The following is a 20,610-nucleotide window of genomic DNA, read 5'->3' as shown; positions in this document are numbered from 1 at the left end:
GCTTTTTCGTATTCACGTCAATCGGGGGTGTGCAGTAGCAGTGACCGTATCCGAAAGCCCTCATGCAATTATTATCTGACACGAGCGATGACACAAGCGATCATTCATCCGCGTCTTTGATTGGCTTCATGAACTTTGATCGCGTCGTTAATGTCATCATAGAAATCCAGTTTTCCTTTATGAAGCACGGCACCGACTTCACTGAATTCCTTGAGAATTAAGTTTGAGTGCGAAATCAGGATCAGGGTCGACGCCTTATTGCGCTCTTCCAGAACGTATTTGCAGCGCCTCTTGAATGCCGTATCGCCAACGGCGATCACTTCATCGATCAGATAAAAATCAAAATCGATAGCCATGCTGACGCCAAAGGCTACACGTGCCCTCATACCGCTGGAGAGATTGCGAATTGGATCATCAATCGATTTTCCGATATCAGCAAAATCAGCGACGAAATCAAAAACCTCGCGACTATCCATGCCGTAGATACGGGAGATGAACTCGATGTTCTGCCGCCCGCTCAAAGATTGGTGAAAGCCGCCAGAAAAGCCCAACGGCCAAGACACGAGACCATCGCGGACAATCTTGCCGCTATCAGGCATTTCGGTGCCAGCGATCATGCGCATCAAGGTCGATTTGCCAGCGCCATTGTGACCGAGAATGCCAATATTCTTGCCCTTCTCGATAACCCCACTAAAGCCTCCGAGAATGACCTTCTTGCGATCACCATGGCCGTATGATTTTGTTACGTCACGAAATTCAATCATGCCTTCATGACCTTCCTGCGGTAGGCCCGCTCAATGAGCATGCCGAGAGCGAATGCCGTGACGCCAAAGGCAATTACATAGGCCTGACTGAGCATTGGGTCGTAATCGAGATACATTGCGTAGCGGAACCACTCGACACAGTTCAGCAGCGGATTCCATTCTAGGTAGGGATGGAATTCAGGTGGAAGCACCTTGGGGACATAAAAAACGCCAGACAGAAGCAAGAGCGGCAGGCGGATCATCCCGAACACACGCTCCCAAGACGGCATGATTGCGTTCAAAGCTCCATTAAAGACGGACATTCCGGCTGCGAGGACCATCAATCCTCCCATGGCGGCTCCAAACCTTTCGGGATAGGCAATTATGTGGTGATCGCTGGCCAGATGCATGAACGAGAAAAAGATCGCGAACACCACGAGCATCGTCACCGCTTCCAGGATGATGCGGGCGAAGATGGCATCCATCGGCTTCACCATCGGATAGGTGAAGAGCGCATTGTTGGACGAGACTGCCTTCAGGCCGCGCGAAGCAATCGAGCTGAATGCACGGAAGCAAAGCAACCCCGACAATACGAAAAGGATCATGCTGTCGCCGAAAGGCACTGTCTGCGCAACCGCGTTCCTGATCGAAAGGAACAGCGAGACATAGGCGACGGGTTCCAGCAGCGCCCAGAGATAGCCGATCTTGTTCTTGCCAAAACGTGTCAGCGTCTCGCGCATGATGATCGCTACAATCACGTCCCAGTTGGTAGTGAAAGACCGAAGGCGCTGGATGCTCATCGGGTATGATCCCTGATCGACATGGCCAGCAGATAAGCGAGTAGCCAGATCACGAACGAGCCGAACAGAACCATGATGATGTTGGCGAAACGCTTCGGGTACATCGAATAGTCGGCCAGCGTCGGTTCGACGACAACCGCCAGATAGCGCTCCTGCTTTCGAGCTTCCTGTGTCGCTGTTTCCAATGCGCTCTGCGCGGCAATGAAAGCCTTCTCCGCAAATTCCTGTGCGGCCAGCAGTTGCTGGAACTCGGTAGCGAGAGAGCTGATGTTCTTGGCGTTCGAGGCCGTCGTTGTTCCAGTGCCGACCTTACTTTTCTGAGCCTCGATCTGATCCTGAATGACGGCTATCCGGCTATCCAGGTCTTTCACAATCGGAGAATTCGCTGCCATTTTGGCAATCGACGACCTTCTCGCCTTCAGTTCCAGCTCCTGCTTCTGGAGTTCACCCAGAAGGCTCTGCTCGATCTGCGCCGTGCCAGTGACGTCGATGATCTGCTCTTTGTTGCGAAGCCCCTCAACCGCCTGACGGGCTTCATTCAGACGCTCCTCAGTGCGCCGAACTTCCTCGGCCGCAGATGCGATCACCTGTTGCTTCGCATTCTCCGAGAGGGTGTTGACGAGCTTGTCAGACGCTTTGAGCACAGCCTTCGCGATCTGCTGGGCGTCTTCTGCACTAAAGGCGTCGACCTTGAATGTGATAACGCCAGTCGTGGAATTAAACTCGACTGCCGACATCCAGCGCCAATATTCGACGAATTTCGTTATGGGATTGTCTCGATCAATTCGATAGAGCCAATCGATCTCATGGCCCGCGAATTTACGACGCACATCCAAGCCCGTCTGCTCCAAAATGTCGGCAACAATCTGCTGCGAGCGAATATATTCCGTCACGACATATGAATCACCCGATTGCGCGGCCGCGCCAGGCAGCGAGAGCATGCCGAGAGCGGCGAGGGGAGAGGTCGTGGTTCCACGAACGGAGAACAAAGTTTCCGACCGATACTGATCCGAAGCGATCCCAGTATAATAGACAACCGATGTGAGAAACGGCATGATCACCATCAGAAAAAAACTGATTATTGAACCTGACCGGAACTTGCGCCTTGAAGCTGGCTTGGTCGAGAACTCAAATTCAGGCTCTGCCTTTCTCTTTGGCAAGTCAGCAGTCGCTTTCTTTGCTTTAGCAGGTTTCACCACAGCCTTTTTGCTCTCTTCAGCTTCAATTTTTGGAAAATCTTCCATTCCCACGTCCATATTGCGCGTGCTTTCCAAGATTAAACCCCGAACAGAAGCGTTCAGGACATATTTCCTTGATTTTATTTAGCGAAATGCGAGGAGGTCAACAGTTTTGCGTCTTGCACCTAATTTATTTTCACGATTATCATGTATTCATGTCGCAAATTTTTTGAAGGTTCCCCGTGAGCGCCCATTCATTTTTTCGAAAAATACGCCCAGTTGCTATTGTTGCCTGTAGCGTATCGACGCTCGCCCTGACGGGTTGTGTTTCGATGATGCCGAATGATGGCCCGCTGCGCGCCGAAATTGCCGCCCGCAAGGCAGCGGCGAACGCACAGCAAATCCCCTACGCCGTCGTGGATGTCTCAACCAAAAATATTGCTGCTCTTCGCGAAACCAAGCCCGAGGGCTTCCGAAATACGTTCGGACGCGGCGGGGCGGCCGGAACCCATGTCGTGGGAATTGGCGACACTCTCAACCTGACGATCTTCGAGAGCGCCCAGGACGGCCTATTCACCTCCGGCGCGCAGAAGAACCTGTCGCTCGACCTGCAGGTCGACAACAAGGGTCATATTCCGGTTCCATATGCTGGCACGGTCAGGGTTGCTGGAAAGACATTCGAGCAAATCCGCACCGACATCGTTTCCCGCCTCCGTGACAAGACCAGCGAACCTGATGTGATCGTGTCACTGAAGACGAACAACACCCAGTTCGTTTCCGTCAATGGCGCGGTTGGCCGTCCGAATATGGTTCCGATGACTGGACGCGAAAAGATTCTGGACGCACTGGCTGCGGCAGGCGGTCCATCCAATCCGCCTTACGAGACCGACATCACGCTATCTCGCGGTAGCAAGACAAAGACACTTCCGTTGCAGGCGCTGGTCGAAAACCCAGCGGACAACATCTTCCTGCGTCCATCCGACCAGCTCTTCCTTGTTCATGCGCCACGCACGTTCTCTGCCTTTGGCGCAGTCAACAAGAAGGACAACATCAAGTTCGGTACAATCAAGCTATCGCTGGCTGAAGCGGCTTCTTTAGCAGGTGGCATCGACGCAGGACGCGGCGATCCAGGCGGCTATTTCCTGTTCCGCTATGAGAAGGAAAGCGTCCTGAAGAAGGCGCTCGACGCCGCCACCTTCAAATCGCTGGTCGACAACAAGTCCCTCCGCAATGCCGATGGCAACTGGCCAGTCGTCTATCGGATCGATCTCGCCCAGGCCGATGGCTATTTCCTCGCCCAGCAGTTCGAAATGCAGGACAAGGACGTGATCTATGTGTCGCGCAAGCCGTCCGTCGACCTCCTGAAGTTCATTGGCGCTCTCAAGGCAGTTAGCTCGGAGGTTCGGGCATATTGATGTGGGAAGGCAAGACATATTCCATCGCAAGTCGAGGGCTTTGGGCGCGCAGAGACGATCTCCGTGCCGTCTTGCAGGCTGATGTCCAATACAGACCTTTCGGCTTCCAGCACTCTACCGATGGATATCTCGGATGGGGTGACAAGCCGAGCAGCGTTCGCGCCCGCCAAATGGCTAACAAGCTACAGACCGGATTTATTCGCCTCGAAGACGGCTTTCTGAAGGGCTGGGGATCGGGAGTTGACGATCCTTCGGTCTCTTATGTGATTGACCCAATGGGCATCTATTACAACGCCAAAGAGACCTCGCATCTTGAAAGCATAATTACCCATGGGATTGATTATCCGCATCGCGATTTACCTCGCGCACAGGCGTGTATGCAGGAAATTATCGAGGCGAAGCTTTCTAAATATAACAACGCTCCAATTGTCGACCTAAAGACACTCGGCATCGGTCCAAAGAAATTCGTCGTTCTGGTTGATCAAGTCATGGGTGACCAGTCGATTAATGGCTCAAAAGCCAACAGTGCATCCTTCGCCAGAATGCTGGAGCACGCAGTCACCAACCACCCTGACTGCGATATCGTCATTAAAGCCCATCCGGCATCCAGAGGATACGCAGGACCGCTCCTGGAAGCCGTCCAGAAGACCGGGGTGAGTTGCAAGATCATCAAGGACAGGGTCAATCTTTGGCCGCTGATCGAGAATTGCGAGCATTTCTACACGGTATCAAGTCAGACTGGGTTCGAAGCGCTTATGGCTGGGAAACACGTCACATGCTTTGGCATGCCCTTCTATGCTGGCTGGGGCCTAACGACGGACATGATGGATTCGTGGCGCAACGACCATGAGCAGTCTCTCGAACAGCTCTTCGCCGCAGCCTATATCGAATATTCGCGGTACCTGAGCCTACACACCCGCAAGCCAACCACGATTGAGAACGCAATCGACGAGTTGACCTGGCTAGCGAAGACGCGCCGTCGCAATGGTTCGCACTTTGTCACGGCTGGGATGTCGTATCGCAAACAGCGGGCGATGGAGCCTCTCCTGAAGGGTATGGGACACCTCCCTTTTCACTTCCAGAACCCCAATGACGCGATCAAGTACCAGCATCACTGGCCAAAGAGCAGGATTGCCGTCTGGGGACAGGACGAGATGGCAGGCGAACAGGCGCACGGTGCCCCGGTTTCTCGTGTTGAAGACGGATTCATCCGCTCGGTCGGCCTGGGTGCGGCCTTTGCCCGCCCATACTCGGTGGTCGTGGACAACAGCGGACACCTGCATTTCGACCGCCGTGGCGCAAGCGATCTGGAGACCATGCTCAACACGCTCGACGTCAAGCCGCATCAGGTGAAGCGCGCGAGAGATCTGAACAAGCGCATCCTGCTTGAGCGGGTGAACAAGTACATGCTCCAGGGGGAGACGACGCACGGCCTGCCGAAGCCCGAAGGAAAGCTGCGTATTCTGGTGCCTGGTCAGGTCGAGGGCGACGCATCGCTCCGATACGGCTCTCCAGAGATTTCGACCAACACGGCGCTGATTAACAGGGTGCGAGAGCTTTATCCAGACGCCCTGATCGCGTTCAAAGAGCATCCAGACGTCGCAAGGGGTCTTCGTCCTGGCAAGGCTGACACCAAGGCGGCCGATCTCGTGGTGACGAACCACAACATTGCCGACCTTCTGGAATGGTGCGACCGCGTCGAGACGATGACCTCGCTCACTGGGTTTGAAGCCCTGGTCTATGGCGTTCCAGTCGGAACCCATGGCTATCCGTTCTATGCAGGCTGGGGATTTACCACTGATCGCATTTCGGACGGATACAAGCGTCAGCGTCGTGAACTCGGATCGTTTTTCGAGCTTCTCTATGTGACGATGTACGAATATCCAATCTATATGCATCCGCACTCTGAGCTGCCGTGTTCGCCAGAAGCGCTTCTGGATGTGCTGACGACTATCAAGCCGACACGATGGCAGAAGATGCAGTCAGACATCTTGACTTCGATTGGGCGACTGCGTCTTCGATTGAAGGGCCGTTAAATGCTCTGAGCCATTATCGGTGACTACGTCGGATCTCGTAGCCAAACCTAGACCAATAATCGTCTATGAACCCGATACGATACGAATATCAGGCTCCTCAAACACGAAAAAAAGGCATCATCAGACGCTTCTTAAGGGCCTTTCTTTGTTAGACCAAAGGGCTTCAACACGATTTGTTCTGCCAGAGATTAATCGAAGGTCGGCTCCACTCGATGGTCTGATGAAACCGTTCGAGTTCCAGCCTTTGCATTCTTCACGGTTCTCATATGCTCCTTCCTGTCAGCTCGTCCACCGCGAATCTTCATTTCATCGATCAACTCTGCCCAGGCCTGATCAATGTTTGTCTTTGCGCCCGCATCAACGAATGTCTCCCGCAACCAATCGGCAAATTCGAACATGGTGAGGACTCCCTCTGGTCGCCCCTTCGGGAACTTGGCGGTACCAACAAAAACCACTACGCCGCGCACATCGACATTGCCACCGACCACAGCTTGAACAGCCTTTATGTGCCCGTAATTCTGATTAATCGGGTTCTGGAAAGGGAATGAAGTTCCGCGACGAAAGACCTGACGCCAGTCTTTATCCCATCGGCCGCCGTAGATGGCTCCCTTGTAATTCTTTGTCTCGATGACAACGATGGAGTTGCCGACCTTGGCTATATGATCAATCTGAGTCATTCCATCTCGTGATGGTAGAAGGACATCATCGAATGCCTCCAGATTCATCCGCTTCAGCTCATTGCTGACCAGTTTTTCGCCGCGTTTTCCCTTCTTTTTCGAGCTGCCCGAAGATCCGAATGCGAGCTTCAGAACAAACGACAGGAAAACCATCAACCCAATAATGTAAAATAATCCCATTTTCTCCCCCAGGTTATTTCTAGGGGAGTCCGTTGCGATTACCGGCGCAACGAATTATTCATAAAAAAACCACCCGTTAACCGAGTGGTTAAATATTAAAGCCCAGAGACAATGCTTCCCGTCATTTCGGAGAAGGCAGGTCTACCGAAGGATTAATCGGTTCCTGAATTTTTACCCGCTCAAACGTCCCCAGACCATCATTAATCAACGCCTGCTCACATACAGGTAAATAATACCAGTCTGGAGGCCACTCATTTTCTTCGTCGAATTCGGCCAGATCGCGAATGATCTCGACTTCCTGCTTGGCGAAATCCAGATAGGCCAATTCACCATCATCTCGAATGAAGAGGTAATTCAGGTTCTCCATAGCGGGATGATGAAGTGTGCCGTCCTGATAAGAACGAAGATAGGAAAGGCCATCCTCGAACGTCATGTTCTCCCGATAAACGCCTTCGATACGCATCCCTGAAGTGTCAAGGAATTCGACCTGTCCATCCACGACAGTACCTTCAATGATTGAAATCGTCATACTGGTCATCACCGACCCTCCAAAGTCCTAGAGCGAGTTCGTTGAGGATGGCTCCAGCTCGACGGCCTCGCCATCAACATAGACAGGTTGACCATTTTCACGTGCAGACCACAGCATGTCAGTGGCGATATCGTCTGTCTCGCGTGCGAGCTGAATCAATTCGTCAGCCGACATTTCCTTCAATGCATCGCGGGTAGGTACGTTGTTGTTATAGGTGACGGCATTGTCATCAAAAATTCGGATGCCATAAGTCTCGCCAGAAATGCTGCCATCCTTCTCCATCGTCTGAAAAACAGTTCGCTCGATTGAAATCGTGTTGCTCATTATTTTCTCCATTAATCCGATATTGCATTTTCATATTTATCATCCAAATACGCGTATATCCAATTGCACAAACATGTTCGCCGATGCATCCTGTTTATCAGGTCTTCGCGGACGGCAAAGCTGGATTACCTGGTCAGGGCCGGAAGGCAGCAGCCAAATTCACCCAAGCCGGGTCGCGAAGGCTCTTATTTGAGCGCAGTGGGGATTTATGCTGAAAGTTTGGTTTATGATTTATAGCGGTATTTTTATCGCCGGAACTGTCGGTCCAATGCCCTACAATCTGCAGGTCTGCAAAATCGAAGCCAGAGCGAAAGCAGAAGAAATGAAAAAGGCCATCAGAACTGGCAAAGCTCATGATGGCCGAAAAATTAGTAAAGAAGAGCGCCAGGAGCTTCTGGATATTAGATATGGATGTATCGAATCCGAAGTCCGGCCAGAGCGCGATTTACCTGAGCGGCGCTAACGACTGCGCCTTAACGGCTTCCAATTCATCCTGAAAATCCTTCAGTGAGCGTAATTCATTCTTGTCGACGCCCATAGCTGAAAGCTCCAAATAGGCGCATGATACAGCCCGCTGGATGGCCTCACGTCGATCAACATCGAGTTCCATATGTCCAGCATTGATCTCATCGGAATAGGTTACGGCAGCTCTGGCAACTTCAGTCAGAACTTCCTTTGGAGAAATGCGATCCGACATACGCTCGCGAAGGCGTTCAATGAGCGATCTTGCAGGCGGACGAGGCTTGCCGCGTTCATGCGCAATTCGACCATAAGCAGTCAGAACCAGACCAATATCGACTTCGCTACCGAGCTTCTCAAGACCAGGCAGTGCGTCCTTGAGACGAGCACGAAGAGCGGCATCAAACTTTGGTTTGTCAGAGAGAAGCAAATCTGGACGCTCTGACATTTCACGTCCAAGCATGAAGTCGAAATCGTCGACATATCCGGTACCGCCAGCGAGAGTATTCGCTTCTCGAACGGTCTCAAGGAGATTAGAAACCGCCTTTTGAATTTCGTGCTCCTGACCCACACGGCCATCGCACAGTTCAAACCAGCGCTTTCCCTTATCAAGGATTAGGATTTTCACATCCTTATCGTAGCCGAAAATCAAATCATCTAAGTTACGCTGAGCTTTTTCAGTCATTTCAACAGGCCCTTTCGTTATCTCCAAAAATTCTGCCTGCCGATTGCGAAAGGCACAAAAAAGCAGGCCGCGACATTTTCGAGGCCTGCTCATCGAAATCCTGAGAAGATTAGAGCTTATCGATCAGAGCCTGCGCATACTGCTCGGTGTTCAGCTTGCCGCCGAGATCGCCAGTGCGATTGCCTTCAAGGATCGCCTCCTTGATGGTCTCGCGCAGGTTGGTCGCCAGATCACCATTTCCAGTGTGATCAAGAAGCATTGCCGCCGCCATCATCAGGGCAGTCGGGTTTGCGATCCCACGACCAGCGATATCAGGAGCGGTGCCATGCACGGCTTCAAAGATCGCCGCGTCGGTGCCGATATTGCCGCCTGGCACGAGACCCAGACCACCGACCAGACCTGCGATCAGATCCGACAGGATGTCTCCGAACAGGTTGGTAGTGACGATCACGTCGAAGATTTCAGGCTTCAGAACCAGATTCATCGCGGCCGCATCGACGATCATGTCGTTAATTTCGACCTTGCCTTCATATTCGGGAGCCAGCTCGCGCGCAGCTTCGAGGAAGATGCCAGTGAGAATCTTCAGGATATTGGCCTTGTGGACGATGGTGACCTTCTTACGACCCTGAGCGACCGCCAGATCGAGCGTATGACGGATGACGCGCTTCGCGCCTTCCTTGCTGTTCTGACCAATTGCGATGCCGACTGCATGCGGATCGTCACCCACGCCGATATAGTGCTCCTTGCCGACATAGAGGCCTTCGAGGTTCTCACGGACGAGGATGATGTCGACGTTGTCGTAACGACCGGGGAGGATGGTCTTGCCGGGACGGACGTTGGCATAGAGATTGAAGGCTTCACGCATGCGAACGGTTGCCGAACGATATCCTCCAGCAGCAGGCGTCGCGAGTGGCCCCTTGAGGGCAAAACGGGTCTTGCGAATGGTGTCGAGAGTTGCCTGCGGGAGCGCGTCGCCGTGTTTCTCGAAAGCACCCAGACCAGCCTCGCATTCGATGTAATTGAACGGAGCGCCCAGCGCCTCCAGAACATCGACGGTAGCCTTGGCAATTTCAGGGCCGATGCCGTCGCCAGGAATAAGTGCGATATCGATTTTCGGCTTACTGGTCATATTAATTTTCCTTCTAATTTGAGCGCTTCGCTCTTGCGCCAGATATAGGAATTTCCACATAAATAAGCAATACTAAAAACAAAATAAATTGACAAATTACGCATAAAAACTGAGCATTTATGCAGAAAGAATTATGCGAGGTTTAAAACCTATGCCCATGCCAATGTTGCGCCGAGTGTCTCTCATGTTTTTGGCTATCACTCCGATCATCGCAGGATGCAAAGATGATCGACGATATGCGCAAAAAACCGACTGCCTTCAGCAAGCGCAGCATCTGCAACCAATGCTCGTTGGCGACGTAACCATTTTAATGCCCATGTACACATGCAGAAAATATTCGGAGCCATATTGCTTTGACAAACAGCAGAATCAAAAAGCCGATAGCTCTTTCTGCATTAATCAGCCTTGAAATAAGCAGAATTCGTCTGCATAGTGATTTCACTTGATGCGATGCAACGCGTGTCATAGCCAGCGATAGATCGACTGGGGCGGCGATACCGCTTAATCGCGCTGGTCCATCGGATTTATTCCGGTCACTTGCTTACGGCTGTGGGTCTTCGGACTTGGTAGGTCGAGTAATAAAACTGGGCAGAAGAAATTCTGCTCAGTTTTTTCTTTTCAGAATTATTGACCAAAAAATTCAAACCAAATATATTGGCTACAACGCTGCTATCGACAGCGAAGGTGCCATCCGTTCCAAGCTTTAAAGCATCGACTCGCAAACACTCAATTCAACGCGCTGAACAACGATTGGCGTGCTGTGTTCATGGATGGCTGACCGCGATAGCACGCTTGGATTGGAGTTCCGATGCGCTACACACCTATTTCCGCAGCCAATATCAAGGCCAAAGCCAAACTTTTCAAAAACTCGCTCGCCAAGACGGGCAGGGATGTGCCGCTGACCGTTTGCCAGAACCACCTGTCGCGGGCGTTGGGTTACAGCGGCTGGGCTGAGTTCATGAACGGTATTGCTTCCTCATCCCAGAACCCTATGAACCATTCAGTGCCCGATTTTGTGTCCAGCGGCTTACGTCTAGCCAATGATCTCAGAATCCCAAACACGCTTGGCTTTGGGATGTTATTGCGTCTCGGCCTATTCCCAACTGGCGGCTCGGACAAGACAGGTGAATTCGCCTTATTTGCAGAACGTCTCGAAAGCGATTTGCCTGCTGGCAGCAAACACGTTGATCTCACTGCCAGACACACACAGAGCTGCCTTGATCACCTTACCTCCATTGATCTCGCTTTTGAGCGTTTTATGGAATTGAACCGAAAACCAAAACCCGAGGAAATGCTTGCGATTAATCACTTCATTAGCAAAACTTCCCATTGGAGTCATTTCGCTAGAGATCCAAAATCATCCTCGTTCCCTGAAATCATCTTCGACATGTCGGAATTCGCGGGTGATATCTGCAGTGCATTTAGTGATCGACCTGGAAGAATTGCTGACTTGAACTTTGAGGAGGATCACACGGTTCGGGACATTGCTTCCCAACTGCCCAAAAGTGGACTACTCGTTATCTGCGGGCCAACAGGTAACGGCTCAACGACTGCCGCAATGCGGCTTCTGCATCATCTTTCCAAAACACGGCGCGTCTCCACCTCATCCGCTCTTGTCATCAACCATGATGTCGCCAAACCCAACAACAGATCGACCGTCTATAATCTCAGCAAGATAATGTCCTCACTATCTTACATGAAGCCTGAGACGGTTCTTGAATTGGCAGAGAACAACCTTGTCATCACTCACATTTTCGCCCTTCCAGGCAAAGTGGAACCCAAGCAGCTCATAGCCCATTTTGCGACTAACGGCCTCATGATCACTGAGGAACAGGTGAAGAGAATTGTGGCAGGAACACTGGACGTTAAGTATGGCGGTGTACTCGACGGTAGGGGTCTTGCCCAAGACTGGTGGCCAATCGTTCTGCATTCACCAGAGTAGCCGCATTCGGACGCTAGAACAGAACCATTTGCGCATCATCCTTGGGCTTCGATAGTTCAAGGATGTGCTCAAAGCCAGAATGCGTGATGCCGATGAGCCTGATACCCATTCGCACTGGCAGGAGTTCCTTGAGCAGCTGAACTCCGGTCTCCAGCAATTCCTCTCCGCTTTCGATGTTCTTCAACAGGGTGCGACTGCGCGTGATCTGCTTGAAATCGGAGAACTTTACCTTCAGCGTCACCGACTTGCCGTTTGCACCCAAACGCTTGGTATGCGCCCACACCTTTGCCGCCAGCGGCATCAGCTCCTCATAGAGGCCATCGAAGTCTGACTTGTCGACATCGAACGTGTTTTCGGCTCCGATGGATTTCCTAGGACTGTCGACTTCGACCTCGCGGTTATCGATGCCACGGGCGATCCAGTAATAATGGGTGCCGACCTTCCCGAATGCCTGCTGAAGTTCGATCAACGAGCGCTGCTTCAGGTCTCGGCCATTATAGATGCCCAGCTCATGCATTCGCTTTTCAGTCGCTGGTCCGATGCCATGGAACCTGCCGATCTTGAGTTTTTCAACGAAAGCTTCACCCATATCAGGCGTGATGACATAAATTCCGTTGGGCTTACGATAGTCTGATGCCAGTTTCGCCAAGAACTTATTATAACTGACACCAGCCGAGGCGGTCAGCTGAGTTTCGCGGAAAATGTCTTCCTTGATCTTTATTGCAATTTTGGTCGCAGTCGGAATTCCGCAATTTGCGTTCGTGACATCCAGATACGCTTCATCAAGCGACAGCGGTTCAACGAGGGGCGTGTAATCTCGAAAGATCGACCGGATAATCCGAGTGACTTCCCTATAGGCGTCGAAACGGGGAGGAACAAAGATCAATTCAGGACAGGCTTTGAGGGCGAGCTTAGACGGCATCGCCGACTTCACCCCATACTTGCGGGCCTCATAGTTGGCAGTGGCCACGACTCCGCGATCACCAGCGTGCCCAACAGCCACGGGCTTGCCGCGCAAGTCCGGATTGTCGCGCATCTCGACTGACGCGAAATAAGAATCCATGTCCACATGGATTATCTTGCGAGGCACTTGCTCCATCGAGCCTGAATATTCTCCTGCTTATCTACGATCTATATCGCTTTATTTGCGATTCAAATTGCACTCTTGCGATGGTTTATGATAATGATTTCTCATTATTCCGAAAGGCACCTTATGAAGCTTATCACACATTCTGGCTCATTCCACGCTGACGAAGTTACCGCATGCGCCATCCTGACAGGCATTGCCAGATTCCAGAATGCAGAAATCATTCGCACCCGCGACCCTAAGATTATCGACGCAGCTGAAGCTGGCGACATCGTCTTCGATATCGGGATGGTGTACGATCCAGACCAGCTTCGCTTCGACCACCACATGGGTGCGAGCGATCCAACCAAGCCGTATCGTGAAGACGAAAACAACACGCCCTACAGCTCAGTCGGCCTGATCTGGAAGTTCTTCGGTCACGAGTACCTGGCTGAGCGCCATCCGAACCTGAGCGAAGAAGCTATCGATGAAATTTGGGGCAAGCTTGACCGCAGCATCATCAAGCGCATCGACATGATCGACAATGGCGTTGGTTCGGGCTTTGCGCCTGACGACCTTACCTCAATGATCGATGATTTCTCGCCTGACTGGGATGACGAGAGCACCTCAGAAGACGAAGCCTTCATGCGCGCTGTCGCCTTCGCACGTTCTGCAATCGAACGCCGCGCAGACCGCGCCGCAAGCCGCCAGCGCGCATATTCGCGCGTTGTCGAGTACATCAACGCTTCGCCAGACCCGCGCTACATGGTTCTGGAGACTTCCATGCCTTGGGAAGACACGGTCTTCAAAGGTGGCTACACCGACCTCCTCTACGTCGTAACCGAGCGCGAGGGCGGCTGGTACTGCACCGCTGTGCCGCTTGAGAAGGGGAGCTTCGACAAACGCAAGGCCTTCCCGCAGGAATGGTCGGGCCTCCGTGGCAAGGATCTTGCAGCTATCACGGGCGTCGAGGATGCCATCTTCTGCCATCCTGCACTCTTCATCTGCGGAGCCAAGAGCAAGGAAGGCCTGATGACCCTCCTGCAGCAGGCACTCGACCACGAACCAAATCCAGCACCAACGATCTGAGGGGGAGCAATGGCGGACGACGACTATGTGAGTTTCGGGGATATAGCGAGGAGGCTTGGCTCACAGGCCCAATACTGCTCTCGCTATCTCGATGGGCTAGATGACCACCCATACCTTGGCGAAAACATTCGCATTCGAGGAAACACCTCGGACTACCATTCGCTCGAAATCCACAAAGACGATGTCGCCCTGTTCATCAGTCGCTACGAAGAATATGTAGCATGGCGCGATGACCCTGACCTTGAAGGTCCTATGCCCAAATTCTGTTAATTTAATAAAGCCTGCGTATTATTTCCGCAGGCTTTATTTTTTATGTTGATTAATTATTTTTCATGGATATTAATGCGCCCATGACAACACTTATTCTCGCTTCCGAACTCACCGCTGGTACTCCGAAAATTCGCGACCTGGTCGCCAATGAACCGAAGGGCCTTATCCTCATCATTCCAACCGCTTCCCGTGGGGAAGGCTGGGAACCAATCTACGAAAAGCATTATCAGCCTTTCGAAGAAATGGGATACACGACCGAAGAATTCGACCTCAATGGCAAGACGCCTGCCGAGGTCGCCGAAAAGCTCGGTCAGGCCTCAGCCATTTACGTCTGCGGCGGCAACACCTTTGTTCTGATGGAACACATGCGCAAGAGCGGCTTTGCCGACCAAATTGCCAAGCGCATCGAAGAAGGTCTCGTCTATATCGGCTCCAGCGCTGGTGTCGTGGCCGCCACGCCGGACATCATGTACGCAGCTGCATTGGATGATCCGTCGAAGGCCGACCTGAAGAGCTTCGAGGGCCTCAATCTTCTGCCATACGCCGTTATCCCGCACATGGACCATGTCGACTACGGCGGCGCATGCAAGAGCCTCTATGACCGCATGGTCGAGAAGGGTTATTGGGTTCAGCCTCTGAACGACGACCAGGTGATCCATGTGAAGGGCGACCAGATCACCATCGTCTAATCGCCTGCTGAATCATCAGCCTTGAGCGGCCGCGTTAATCACATCGATTGCGCGGCCGCATAGTTTTGCAACCTCATCGGAGATGCTGACCTCGTTGCCAATCTCAGCGCGCCCCGTAATCAGAAGCATCGCCTGCTCGGCAGCCCTGAGCACATCGTCGCGATAGCTTTCGTTTTGGTGAGAAGAGACAGCAAAGAGAAGGGAGGAGGCGACATTGCCTAGATCATGTCGCCCTTCTAGGGCATAGGCATCGGCTGCATGTTTAAGTGTGAGTAGCCCAAGAGAAAGATCGTTTGGTGTCATGTAAAATGCCAAGCTAAATTAATCACTTGCTCAGTCTACCTCAAGCCAATCGCCGAAACCACCATACTTTAGGGACGAGGACCAGAATAAGCCTGCAGATTGCGAGCGGCGCGCTCACAACGTTCGTACACATCCTCGACGCATGCAGAAAATCCGTCTTCGTCACCTTCGGGAATGTCCTCTTCGAAGAGGTACTTATGAAAATCAGTTTCATAATAGTCGCGAGCCATCTCTACGACTTCAGCACCCCACTTTTCGATGGCCTGAGCCTTCGTAAGCGGGATCAGTTCATCCTCGGCACCCAGAGTGTCGGCTGGGACATCCGCCAACAATTCAGTCAAACGGCCACGCCTTCGGGCGAAAGCAGCCGCATCGATCTTGCCCTCGGCGACGTCCTCCATCAGGGAATTCAGCGCGGTTGCGACATCCTGCAGGCTCACCAAGATTGCCTGTTTATCATCTTCATTCATTTGTTTCTCCTATTCCGCGCACTCTTATAATTTTCACCCAAAAAAGTCCAATATATTTTTTGGGATTTAAGGGGAATGAATATTGACCCTTCCGAATTAAATGCTAAATATGGGCTTATCAGCTCGGGCGATGACGAGCTGGGCATGGCAAGGATGTCAGATGTTTTACGTGACAAACTAGCGCTTTTTGCATCGCTTAACCTTAGGTTTGCCGTCGACCGATTGGGGATTTTAAAAAGGGGATGGCCTGATCGCGTAGCGCGCAACCGCGTTGCACTGGAGAGTTCGCTCGTAGAAGGTAGATCAGCCCAACTACTGTCTGATAGTATTTTTCAGACCCGCTCGATGAAATGTGGTCCCGTACTTCATCGGTGTAGTGTTAGAGTGTAGAACGGGACATAACTGATATAAACCCTTGTCAGCCTTTTCCTCCTTTCAGCTGGCAAGGGTTTATTGCATTCAAAATACAAACACCAGACAAACCTGCAGTTGAATGATCTCTAGACCCTGATTATTCGGGATTAAGAATAATCCTTGATTTTACTGGATTTCATCCTATCCTCTAAAAATCGGGGTAAACACCCAATGTTCTTTGAAATCGTTGCAAACACTACATTTTCTCCAAAATTTGGAGAGTTATCCGCCGCATAGGCGGCTCTGAAGACGATCTTGCCTCTGGCGAGGTCGACGTAGCCGTTATCCGCCGCATAGGCGGCTCTGAAGATACTCCGCCGTCCGGTCGCCGTCTTTGGTGAGTTATCCGCCGCATAGGCGGCTCTGAAGTTCAACCCGCTGCTGGAGCGCACAGGACTTAAGTTATCCGCCGCATAGGCGGCTCTGAAGTATGTCGTCTGTCGGGGCCTTGGGTTCCCCAAGTTATCCGCCGCATAGGCGGCACACATATGTAGTGTTCCAATGATTTCTAACTTGCAGTACCATTAGATATCCTTTTGAAAATGCAAAGGATGCCAATTATGAAGACCGAAGCCGAATTCTTCGAAGCTTTTAACCCGCTGCTGGAACTCACAGGACTTAAAGTCCTCTCGACCGAGGTTAAGTCATACGACGAGGGCGTGATGGAGATCATCCCGAACATCACCATCGCTGTCAGCCTCGAAGGCACGAATTCAGACACGATCTACCGGACGATGAAGGGTCTGGAGATGGCGTTCAACAAATCGACCAAGTCGGACATCCGGACTGGCTACTACGATGCCGAGATCGGGTATGACGAAATCCCTGCAGGCATTGCCCACATCGAGATCGACAGTCTGCCGTTCTTTCTTGAGCCGAAGGCCCCTGCGGCGAAGATGTGAGATTGCAGGCCTAGGCTGAGTAGCCAAGCCTTTGCATAGCCGCCAACGTTGCAGCCACATCGACTACCTGCGGCCGCCTCAGGACGGTTGCAAGCCAAGGCAAAGACGCTGCAAGATCCACCAAGGCCTGCTGCTCGTCGTCATCGAACTCTGATCGCTCGATCATCCATCCGATTGAAACGCGCTTTACGTCCGCCAGCGCCGCAATCTCCTGGCGCATCAACTTGAGCGGCCGCCGACCCAGAATGTCGACCCCGTAGCCCCTTAGCTCCTCATCATGCTGGTCAGAGCAGGCCACCACTGCATGGCATAGCCGCCCATCACCCCATTGAAAGCTGACCAGGCGCTCGCGACCAACTTCATAGGCAATCGCACTCGCCAGCGACGCGCAGCCGCCGAGCAGGTACTTCTCAGCAAGCCACCCGACCATCTGGGATGTCAGTTCAGCCGAAAAGTCACCGGAACGCGCATCGAACGACCACCGAATGAGGTCCGACTTCACGAGCATTTCATGTGTGAAAACAGAAAGGGAATCCATGATACCTTTTAGAGATAATTTCGAATTTATTCAAAGGGAATTTTATCCCAACAGACAGCGCAATAGTGCCTTGCTTTCCAAGTTGGCAGACTGTACCTGATACTAAGGATTATCACATGAGACAGTCACCAAACGCTATCATCACCACTTTGGATTACGTGTTCGAGGACAAGCTCGGCCGGGAAATCACGTTCAAAATGTTTGATGACAGCGAAACGCCAAACAGAGGTTTTCGAGTTGATGAACTCGCAGCCTACGCTGATGAAGAGAAAGTCGGCTACCTCAAGGCTTCATACATAAGTGGGGAGACTTTCAAGAAATTCTTCCCATCCGGCGTGCTGAACTATATTGATCAGCACGGTGGCGCATCACTATTCGAAGTTGGAGAAGGCTTCGAACTGCCAGCTACCGACATCAAGAAGGTAGATGCTGACGAACTCAACAAGGTGGCTCACCGTTTGCACGGCTACGCTTACGCTAACAACACACCTGCAGAGCCTCTATCAAGCTATGCTGATTTTCAAAACTGGTTCAAAAAAGAGGTCGTTTCAACTGGCAAATACCTCAGAAAACTTGCAGATTACAAAGAGTTTAAAAGCAGGATCGATCTTCCATTCGTCGATTACATCAACACCAGCCCATCCGAGAACAACGGTGTTTTCACCGATAACCGCCGCTTGGGGATAGGCGGGATGCTCTACAAAATCATGGCCAAAGAACTCGACAAACGAGGAATGAGGCTCCACTCGTCATCTCTTCAGCAGCGGGAAGCCGTTGCCGCTTGGCAGAAGCTCGCCAGCGAAGGTATCTGCTACAAATCAAGAAAGATGAACGGCCGTCTGGCGATCAATCCTAACAAGTTCGATCTCGAACTCAGGACCGAGCCAGGGATGAGGTTTTGATCTCATCCAGTTTTGGGAACTGACAGCCAGTGGCACGGTCGTAGAGCTTGTGCCTCTCTTAGCAATTGAGACGACACTGGCGGGTGAGGCGATCTATGTAGCCATTTATTCAACAGGCAGAAAATAAATGACCAAGGCCATCACAACCTGTTTCAATGATTCCCGCTCATATAAAACGCTTCTTTTATTGGGATATTCATTGAATTTCCCGCAGTGGACTGATAGAAGAATTATATAAAATGCAAAGTCACCCGGCATTGCATTTATCACACTCACGAAAGGCATCAGAGATGAAATACTGGCTGCATTATGACGACCGATCATGTCTCAACTCTGGAGGACATGATGTCGAGAACTATCCGCAGCCGCGAAAAGAGCGGTTATTACACCAACGTTGAAACCTATCTTCGTCGCAATCGCCGCTGGGCATGGCTCGGCAACTACGATGAAAACGAAGAGATCGCGTGGTACAACAAACTGACCCGCGACGGCACCTATCACGAAGGCAATGCTCGTCGTGACTACCGTCACCACACGACCAAGCTGGTCCGTGCGGATAACCGCCGCAAGATCGACCGCCTCAAGAAGGACGTCGATCACTTTGACGACATGCAGTTTGCAGACAAGCACGACGGCAAATTCTACGCTTGGTGCGTGTGGTGATCCCAAAGGGCAGGGGCTTCGGCTTCCTGCCCTTGCTTTTTAACTATACAGAAATCCAACCAGTATGTTGGCGCACGCGCTTACTTTTTTGGGGATCAATCCATCCCCTTGTGCCTATCAGGCCAAAGAGTAAAAATCTGCTGATTACCACAAGCAATTGAGATCAAAGTAAACCTACTGCCGGACATCAAAATCATGCCAATCGATTACACATTCGAAGATAAGAATCCGCACTCTTGTTGTGGACCGAATTAACGCCTTACGGTCGACATCCTCAACTTCGTTCCGGCGACGCGCCTCTAATCGGGGAACTAAGCAGAAGATTGAAAATTACAGGAGATGCCAATGAAAAATCTTAAATCGCGCATTCAGATGTCGAGAGCACATGTGGAAGATTTATGCGACACGCCACCGAGTGAGGACCAAGTCCAAGCTGCCAAAAAGATTGCTAAAAAGATCAAGCTTTTACCTGCGCTTTCCTCATGGGAAAAGGATGAGAATGATGAATTCTTTATCTTCTCAACGGAGATCGTAACTATAGCTCCTCCTGCTTATGATCCATTCGAAAACGAAGAGGTGTACGCTTTAAAACAGATAAAATCAGAATCAGATGCCAAGGAACTCAGAGAAACAATTTCAACTTCAATCAGCTCCGACATGCTTCAAAAATGGATAAACCACAGCCTGTCAGATGAGCGAATGACATTGATTACTATCAGACCCGAGGACGGGGAAAAGCCAGTAGGTTTTCTCACCTATCGTCGTGGAGTAAGCATCGACATGTACAATGATGACGAACCTATTAATGTCGTCTGCCATACAGTTTCCATTGACTATGTTTACGTTGATCCTCGACACAGAAATGGTCTTGTTACCAGTTCATTAATTAGAGCGGTTATTGAAGATGTCTACGACGACGTCACAAAGCTCGCAGCACTTGTAAGAAGTCAAGAATTCAAAGAATTAGAATCTCCGATCAATTTCAGGGTATATGCCGACGCAGCTACTGAAGGCGGTGAAAAGTTTGCAGCGCGAATGATGTATGCAATCGATGATGTGATCCAAGAAAATTTCACACCCCATGAGATCGCTGAATTTTACAGCAAATCCGAAGATTACTCCATTGAAATGGGATTTTAGTCAAAACCAGATAGTCCCTTGCCAAGAATCCTCCAATAATTGGGTCAATATCCAATTATCAGGGAGT

The 20,610-nt window shown here is 51.3% G+C and carries 24 protein-coding genes and 1 other RNA gene; 12 read left to right on the top strand and 13 right to left on the bottom strand.

Features of this window, described 5'->3' with window-relative positions:
* Positions 1-104 precede the first annotated feature (104 nt).
* Genes QU595_RS09020 through QU595_RS09010 form a run of 3 tightly spaced genes read right to left on the bottom strand, consistent with a single transcriptional unit; the run spans position 105 to position 2,817 of the window.
* Positions 105-764, bottom strand: coding sequence for an ABC transporter ATP-binding protein (locus QU595_RS09020; protein ID WP_315921037.1), 660 nt, complete (start codon positions 762-764; stop codon positions 105-107).
* Positions 761-1,543 (bottom strand): ABC transporter permease, encoded by a 783-nt coding sequence (locus QU595_RS09015; RefSeq protein WP_315921035.1) that lies wholly within the window; start codon positions 1,541-1,543, stop codon positions 761-763. Before QU595_RS09015 ends, QU595_RS09020 begins: the two co-directional genes overlap by 4 nt.
* Positions 1,540-2,817: a hypothetical protein gene (locus QU595_RS09010; RefSeq protein WP_315921033.1), complete on the bottom strand. Its 1,278-nt coding sequence runs from the start codon at positions 2,815-2,817 to the stop codon at positions 1,540-1,542. Before QU595_RS09010 ends, QU595_RS09015 begins: the two co-directional genes overlap by 4 nt.
* Before the next feature lie 146 nt (positions 2,818-2,963).
* On the opposite strand from QU595_RS09010, the gene QU595_RS09005 reads away from it, so the two are divergent.
* Together QU595_RS09005 and QU595_RS09000 are read left to right on the top strand one after the other, a co-directional pair.
* Positions 2,964-4,136 carry a polysaccharide biosynthesis/export family protein gene (locus QU595_RS09005; protein ID WP_315921031.1) on the top strand — a complete coding sequence of 391 codons (1,173 nt, stop codon included), beginning with the start codon at positions 2,964-2,966 and terminating at the stop codon, positions 4,134-4,136.
* A complete protein-coding gene (locus QU595_RS09000; protein ID WP_315921029.1) occupies positions 4,136-6,172 on the top strand; it encodes a hypothetical protein in 2,037 nt (678 codons plus the stop codon). The genes QU595_RS09005 and QU595_RS09000 overlap by 1 nt, the downstream gene beginning before the upstream one ends.
* Positions 6,173-6,360: 188 nt before the next feature.
* Here the strand turns inward: QU595_RS09000 and QU595_RS08995 are convergent, their stop codons facing one another.
* From QU595_RS08995 to QU595_RS08985, 3 genes are all read right to left on the bottom strand, one after another.
* Entirely contained in the window at positions 6,361-7,029 is a 669-nt protein-coding gene (locus QU595_RS08995; protein WP_315921027.1) for a nuclease-related domain-containing protein, read from the bottom strand.
* Positions 7,030-7,150: 121 nt separating this feature from the next.
* A complete protein-coding gene (locus QU595_RS08990) occupies positions 7,151-7,567 on the bottom strand; it encodes a hypothetical protein (protein ID WP_315921025.1) in 417 nt (138 codons plus the stop codon).
* Between the two features lie 18 nt (positions 7,568-7,585).
* Positions 7,586-7,882, bottom strand: coding sequence for a hypothetical protein (locus QU595_RS08985; protein WP_315921023.1), 297 nt, complete (start codon positions 7,880-7,882; stop codon positions 7,586-7,588).
* 96 nt (positions 7,883-7,978) lie between these two features.
* On the opposite strand from QU595_RS08985, the gene ffs reads away from it, so the two are divergent.
* An RNA gene (gene ffs / locus QU595_RS08980) (signal recognition particle sRNA small type) lies at positions 7,979-8,073 on the top strand.
* Between the two features lie 17 nt (positions 8,074-8,090).
* A complete protein-coding gene (locus QU595_RS08975) occupies positions 8,091-8,345 on the top strand; it encodes a hypothetical protein (RefSeq protein WP_315921021.1) in 255 nt (84 codons plus the stop codon).
* On the opposite strand, the gene QU595_RS08970 is transcribed toward QU595_RS08975, so the two are convergent.
* Both QU595_RS08970 and QU595_RS08965 read right to left on the bottom strand, forming a co-directional pair.
* A complete protein-coding gene (locus tag QU595_RS08970) occupies positions 8,328-9,119 on the bottom strand; it encodes a hypothetical protein (RefSeq protein ID WP_315921019.1) in 792 nt (263 codons plus the stop codon). The two genes, QU595_RS08975 and QU595_RS08970, sit on opposite strands and share 18 nt — an antisense overlap.
* 16 nt (positions 9,120-9,135) lie before the next feature.
* On the bottom strand, positions 9,136-10,155 hold the full coding sequence (locus tag QU595_RS08965; RefSeq protein ID WP_315921017.1) for an isocitrate/isopropylmalate dehydrogenase family protein: 1,020 nt from the start codon (positions 10,153-10,155) through the stop codon (positions 9,136-9,138).
* 808 nt (positions 10,156-10,963) lie between these two features.
* Here QU595_RS08965 and QU595_RS08960 point away from each other — a divergent pair.
* Positions 10,964-12,097: a hypothetical protein gene (locus QU595_RS08960; RefSeq protein WP_315921015.1), complete on the top strand. Its 1,134-nt coding sequence runs from the start codon at positions 10,964-10,966 to the stop codon at positions 12,095-12,097.
* A gap of 13 nt (positions 12,098-12,110) precedes the next feature.
* Here QU595_RS08960 and dinB read toward each other — a convergent pair whose 3' ends face one another.
* Positions 12,111-13,196 (bottom strand): DNA polymerase IV, encoded by a 1,086-nt coding sequence (dinB, locus tag QU595_RS08955; protein ID WP_315921013.1) that lies wholly within the window; start codon positions 13,194-13,196, stop codon positions 12,111-12,113.
* Positions 13,197-13,310: 114 nt separating this feature from the next.
* Here dinB and QU595_RS08950 point away from each other — a divergent pair, with 114 nt between their 5' ends.
* From QU595_RS08950 to QU595_RS08940, 3 genes are all read left to right on the top strand, one after another.
* A complete protein-coding gene (locus tag QU595_RS08950; RefSeq protein WP_315921010.1) occupies positions 13,311-14,252 on the top strand; it encodes an MYG1 family protein in 942 nt (313 codons plus the stop codon).
* Between the two features lie 9 nt (positions 14,253-14,261).
* Entirely contained in the window at positions 14,262-14,522 is a 261-nt protein-coding gene (locus QU595_RS08945) for a hypothetical protein (protein ID WP_315921008.1), read from the top strand.
* Positions 14,523-14,602: 80 nt separating this feature from the next.
* On the top strand, positions 14,603-15,211 hold the full coding sequence (locus QU595_RS08940) for a Type 1 glutamine amidotransferase-like domain-containing protein (RefSeq protein WP_315921006.1): 609 nt from the start codon (positions 14,603-14,605) through the stop codon (positions 15,209-15,211).
* Positions 15,212-15,226: 15 nt separating this feature from the next.
* On the opposite strand, the gene QU595_RS08935 is transcribed toward QU595_RS08940, so the two are convergent.
* The 3 genes from QU595_RS08935 to QU595_RS30200 form a co-directional block, all read right to left on the bottom strand.
* Positions 15,227-15,514, bottom strand: a complete 288-nt coding sequence (locus tag QU595_RS08935) for a hypothetical protein (protein WP_315921004.1) — start codon at positions 15,512-15,514, stop codon at positions 15,227-15,229.
* 68 nt (positions 15,515-15,582) lie between these two features.
* Positions 15,583-15,984, bottom strand: a complete 402-nt coding sequence (locus tag QU595_RS08930; RefSeq protein ID WP_315921002.1) for a hypothetical protein — start codon at positions 15,982-15,984, stop codon at positions 15,583-15,585.
* 521 nt (positions 15,985-16,505) lie between these two features.
* A complete protein-coding gene (locus tag QU595_RS30200; RefSeq protein ID WP_410000501.1) occupies positions 16,506-16,886 on the bottom strand; it encodes a hypothetical protein in 381 nt (126 codons plus the stop codon).
* Positions 16,887-16,958: 72 nt separating this feature from the next.
* Between QU595_RS30200 and QU595_RS08925 the strand changes: the two genes are divergently transcribed.
* Positions 16,959-17,300: a hypothetical protein gene (locus QU595_RS08925; RefSeq protein WP_315921000.1), complete on the top strand. Its 342-nt coding sequence runs from the start codon at positions 16,959-16,961 to the stop codon at positions 17,298-17,300.
* A 10-nt stretch (positions 17,301-17,310) separates the two neighbouring features.
* Here QU595_RS08925 and QU595_RS08920 read toward each other — a convergent pair whose 3' ends face one another.
* Entirely contained in the window at positions 17,311-17,838 is a 528-nt protein-coding gene (locus QU595_RS08920) for a hypothetical protein (protein WP_315920998.1), read from the bottom strand.
* A 116-nt stretch (positions 17,839-17,954) separates the two neighbouring features.
* Here QU595_RS08920 and QU595_RS08915 point away from each other — a divergent pair, with 116 nt between their 5' ends.
* From QU595_RS08915 to QU595_RS08905, 3 genes are all read left to right on the top strand, one after another.
* Positions 17,955-18,740, top strand: coding sequence for a hypothetical protein (locus QU595_RS08915; RefSeq protein WP_315920996.1), 786 nt, complete (start codon positions 17,955-17,957; stop codon positions 18,738-18,740).
* Positions 18,741-19,085: 345 nt separating this feature from the next.
* Positions 19,086-19,403: a hypothetical protein gene (locus QU595_RS08910; protein ID WP_315920994.1), complete on the top strand. Its 318-nt coding sequence runs from the start codon at positions 19,086-19,088 to the stop codon at positions 19,401-19,403.
* Positions 19,404-19,748: 345 nt separating this feature from the next.
* Entirely contained in the window at positions 19,749-20,543 is a 795-nt protein-coding gene (locus tag QU595_RS08905) for a GNAT family N-acetyltransferase (protein WP_315920992.1), read from the top strand.
* Positions 20,544-20,610 lie beyond the last annotated feature (67 nt).

It is taken from the genome of Mesorhizobium sp. SP-1A (genome assembly GCF_032460275.1).
Classification (GTDB): domain Bacteria; phylum Pseudomonadota; class Alphaproteobacteria; order Rhizobiales; family Rhizobiaceae; genus Mesorhizobium.
The sequence above is the reverse complement of the archived record's forward strand: the minus strand, read 5'-3'. Positions and strand labels throughout refer to the sequence as shown.

What these genes read in the sequence shown, in the direction of transcription:
- QU595_RS30200 (WP_410000501.1), bottom strand. Translation starts at nt 16,886, where the DNA reads ATGTGTGCCGCCTATGCGGCGGATAACTTGGGGAACCCAAGGCCCCGA.
- QU595_RS09020 (WP_315921037.1), bottom strand. Translation starts at nt 764, where the DNA reads ATGATTGAATTTCGTGACGTAACAAAATCATACGGCCATGGTGATCGC.
- QU595_RS08915 (WP_315920996.1), top strand. Translation starts at nt 17,955, where the DNA reads ATGAGACAGTCACCAAACGCTATCATCACCACTTTGGATTACGTGTTC.
- QU595_RS08930 (WP_315921002.1), bottom strand. Translation starts at nt 15,984, where the DNA reads ATGAATGAAGATGATAAACAGGCAATCTTGGTGAGCCTGCAGGATGTC.
- QU595_RS08995 (WP_315921027.1), bottom strand. Translation starts at nt 7,029, where the DNA reads ATGGGATTATTTTACATTATTGGGTTGATGGTTTTCCTGTCGTTTGTT.
- QU595_RS08925 (WP_315921000.1), top strand. Translation starts at nt 16,959, where the DNA reads ATGAAGACCGAAGCCGAATTCTTCGAAGCTTTTAACCCGCTGCTGGAA.
- QU595_RS08985 (WP_315921023.1), bottom strand. Translation starts at nt 7,882, where the DNA reads ATGAGCAACACGATTTCAATCGAGCGAACTGTTTTTCAGACGATGGAG.
- QU595_RS08950 (WP_315921010.1), top strand. Translation starts at nt 13,311, where the DNA reads ATGAAGCTTATCACACATTCTGGCTCATTCCACGCTGACGAAGTTACC.
- QU595_RS08960 (WP_315921015.1), top strand. Translation starts at nt 10,964, where the DNA reads ATGCGCTACACACCTATTTCCGCAGCCAATATCAAGGCCAAAGCCAAA.
- QU595_RS08945 (WP_315921008.1), top strand. Translation starts at nt 14,262, where the DNA reads ATGGCGGACGACGACTATGTGAGTTTCGGGGATATAGCGAGGAGGCTT.
- QU595_RS08990 (WP_315921025.1), bottom strand. Translation starts at nt 7,567, where the DNA reads ATGACCAGTATGACGATTTCAATCATTGAAGGTACTGTCGTGGATGGA.
- QU595_RS08935 (WP_315921004.1), bottom strand. Translation starts at nt 15,514, where the DNA reads ATGACACCAAACGATCTTTCTCTTGGGCTACTCACACTTAAACATGCA.
- QU595_RS08905 (WP_315920992.1), top strand. Translation starts at nt 19,749, where the DNA reads ATGAAAAATCTTAAATCGCGCATTCAGATGTCGAGAGCACATGTGGAA.
- QU595_RS08975 (WP_315921021.1), top strand. Translation starts at nt 8,091, where the DNA reads ATGCTGAAAGTTTGGTTTATGATTTATAGCGGTATTTTTATCGCCGGA.
- QU595_RS08940 (WP_315921006.1), top strand. Translation starts at nt 14,603, where the DNA reads ATGACAACACTTATTCTCGCTTCCGAACTCACCGCTGGTACTCCGAAA.
- dinB (WP_315921013.1), bottom strand. Translation starts at nt 13,196, where the DNA reads ATGGAGCAAGTGCCTCGCAAGATAATCCATGTGGACATGGATTCTTAT.
- QU595_RS08910 (WP_315920994.1), top strand. Translation starts at nt 19,086, where the DNA reads ATGTCGAGAACTATCCGCAGCCGCGAAAAGAGCGGTTATTACACCAAC.
- QU595_RS08970 (WP_315921019.1), bottom strand. Translation starts at nt 9,119, where the DNA reads ATGAGCAGGCCTCGAAAATGTCGCGGCCTGCTTTTTTGTGCCTTTCGC.
- QU595_RS09000 (WP_315921029.1), top strand. Translation starts at nt 4,136, where the DNA reads ATGTGGGAAGGCAAGACATATTCCATCGCAAGTCGAGGGCTTTGGGCG.
- QU595_RS08965 (WP_315921017.1), bottom strand. Translation starts at nt 10,155, where the DNA reads ATGACCAGTAAGCCGAAAATCGATATCGCACTTATTCCTGGCGACGGC.
- QU595_RS08920 (WP_315920998.1), bottom strand. Translation starts at nt 17,838, where the DNA reads ATGGATTCCCTTTCTGTTTTCACACATGAAATGCTCGTGAAGTCGGAC.
- QU595_RS09015 (WP_315921035.1), bottom strand. Translation starts at nt 1,543, where the DNA reads ATGAGCATCCAGCGCCTTCGGTCTTTCACTACCAACTGGGACGTGATT.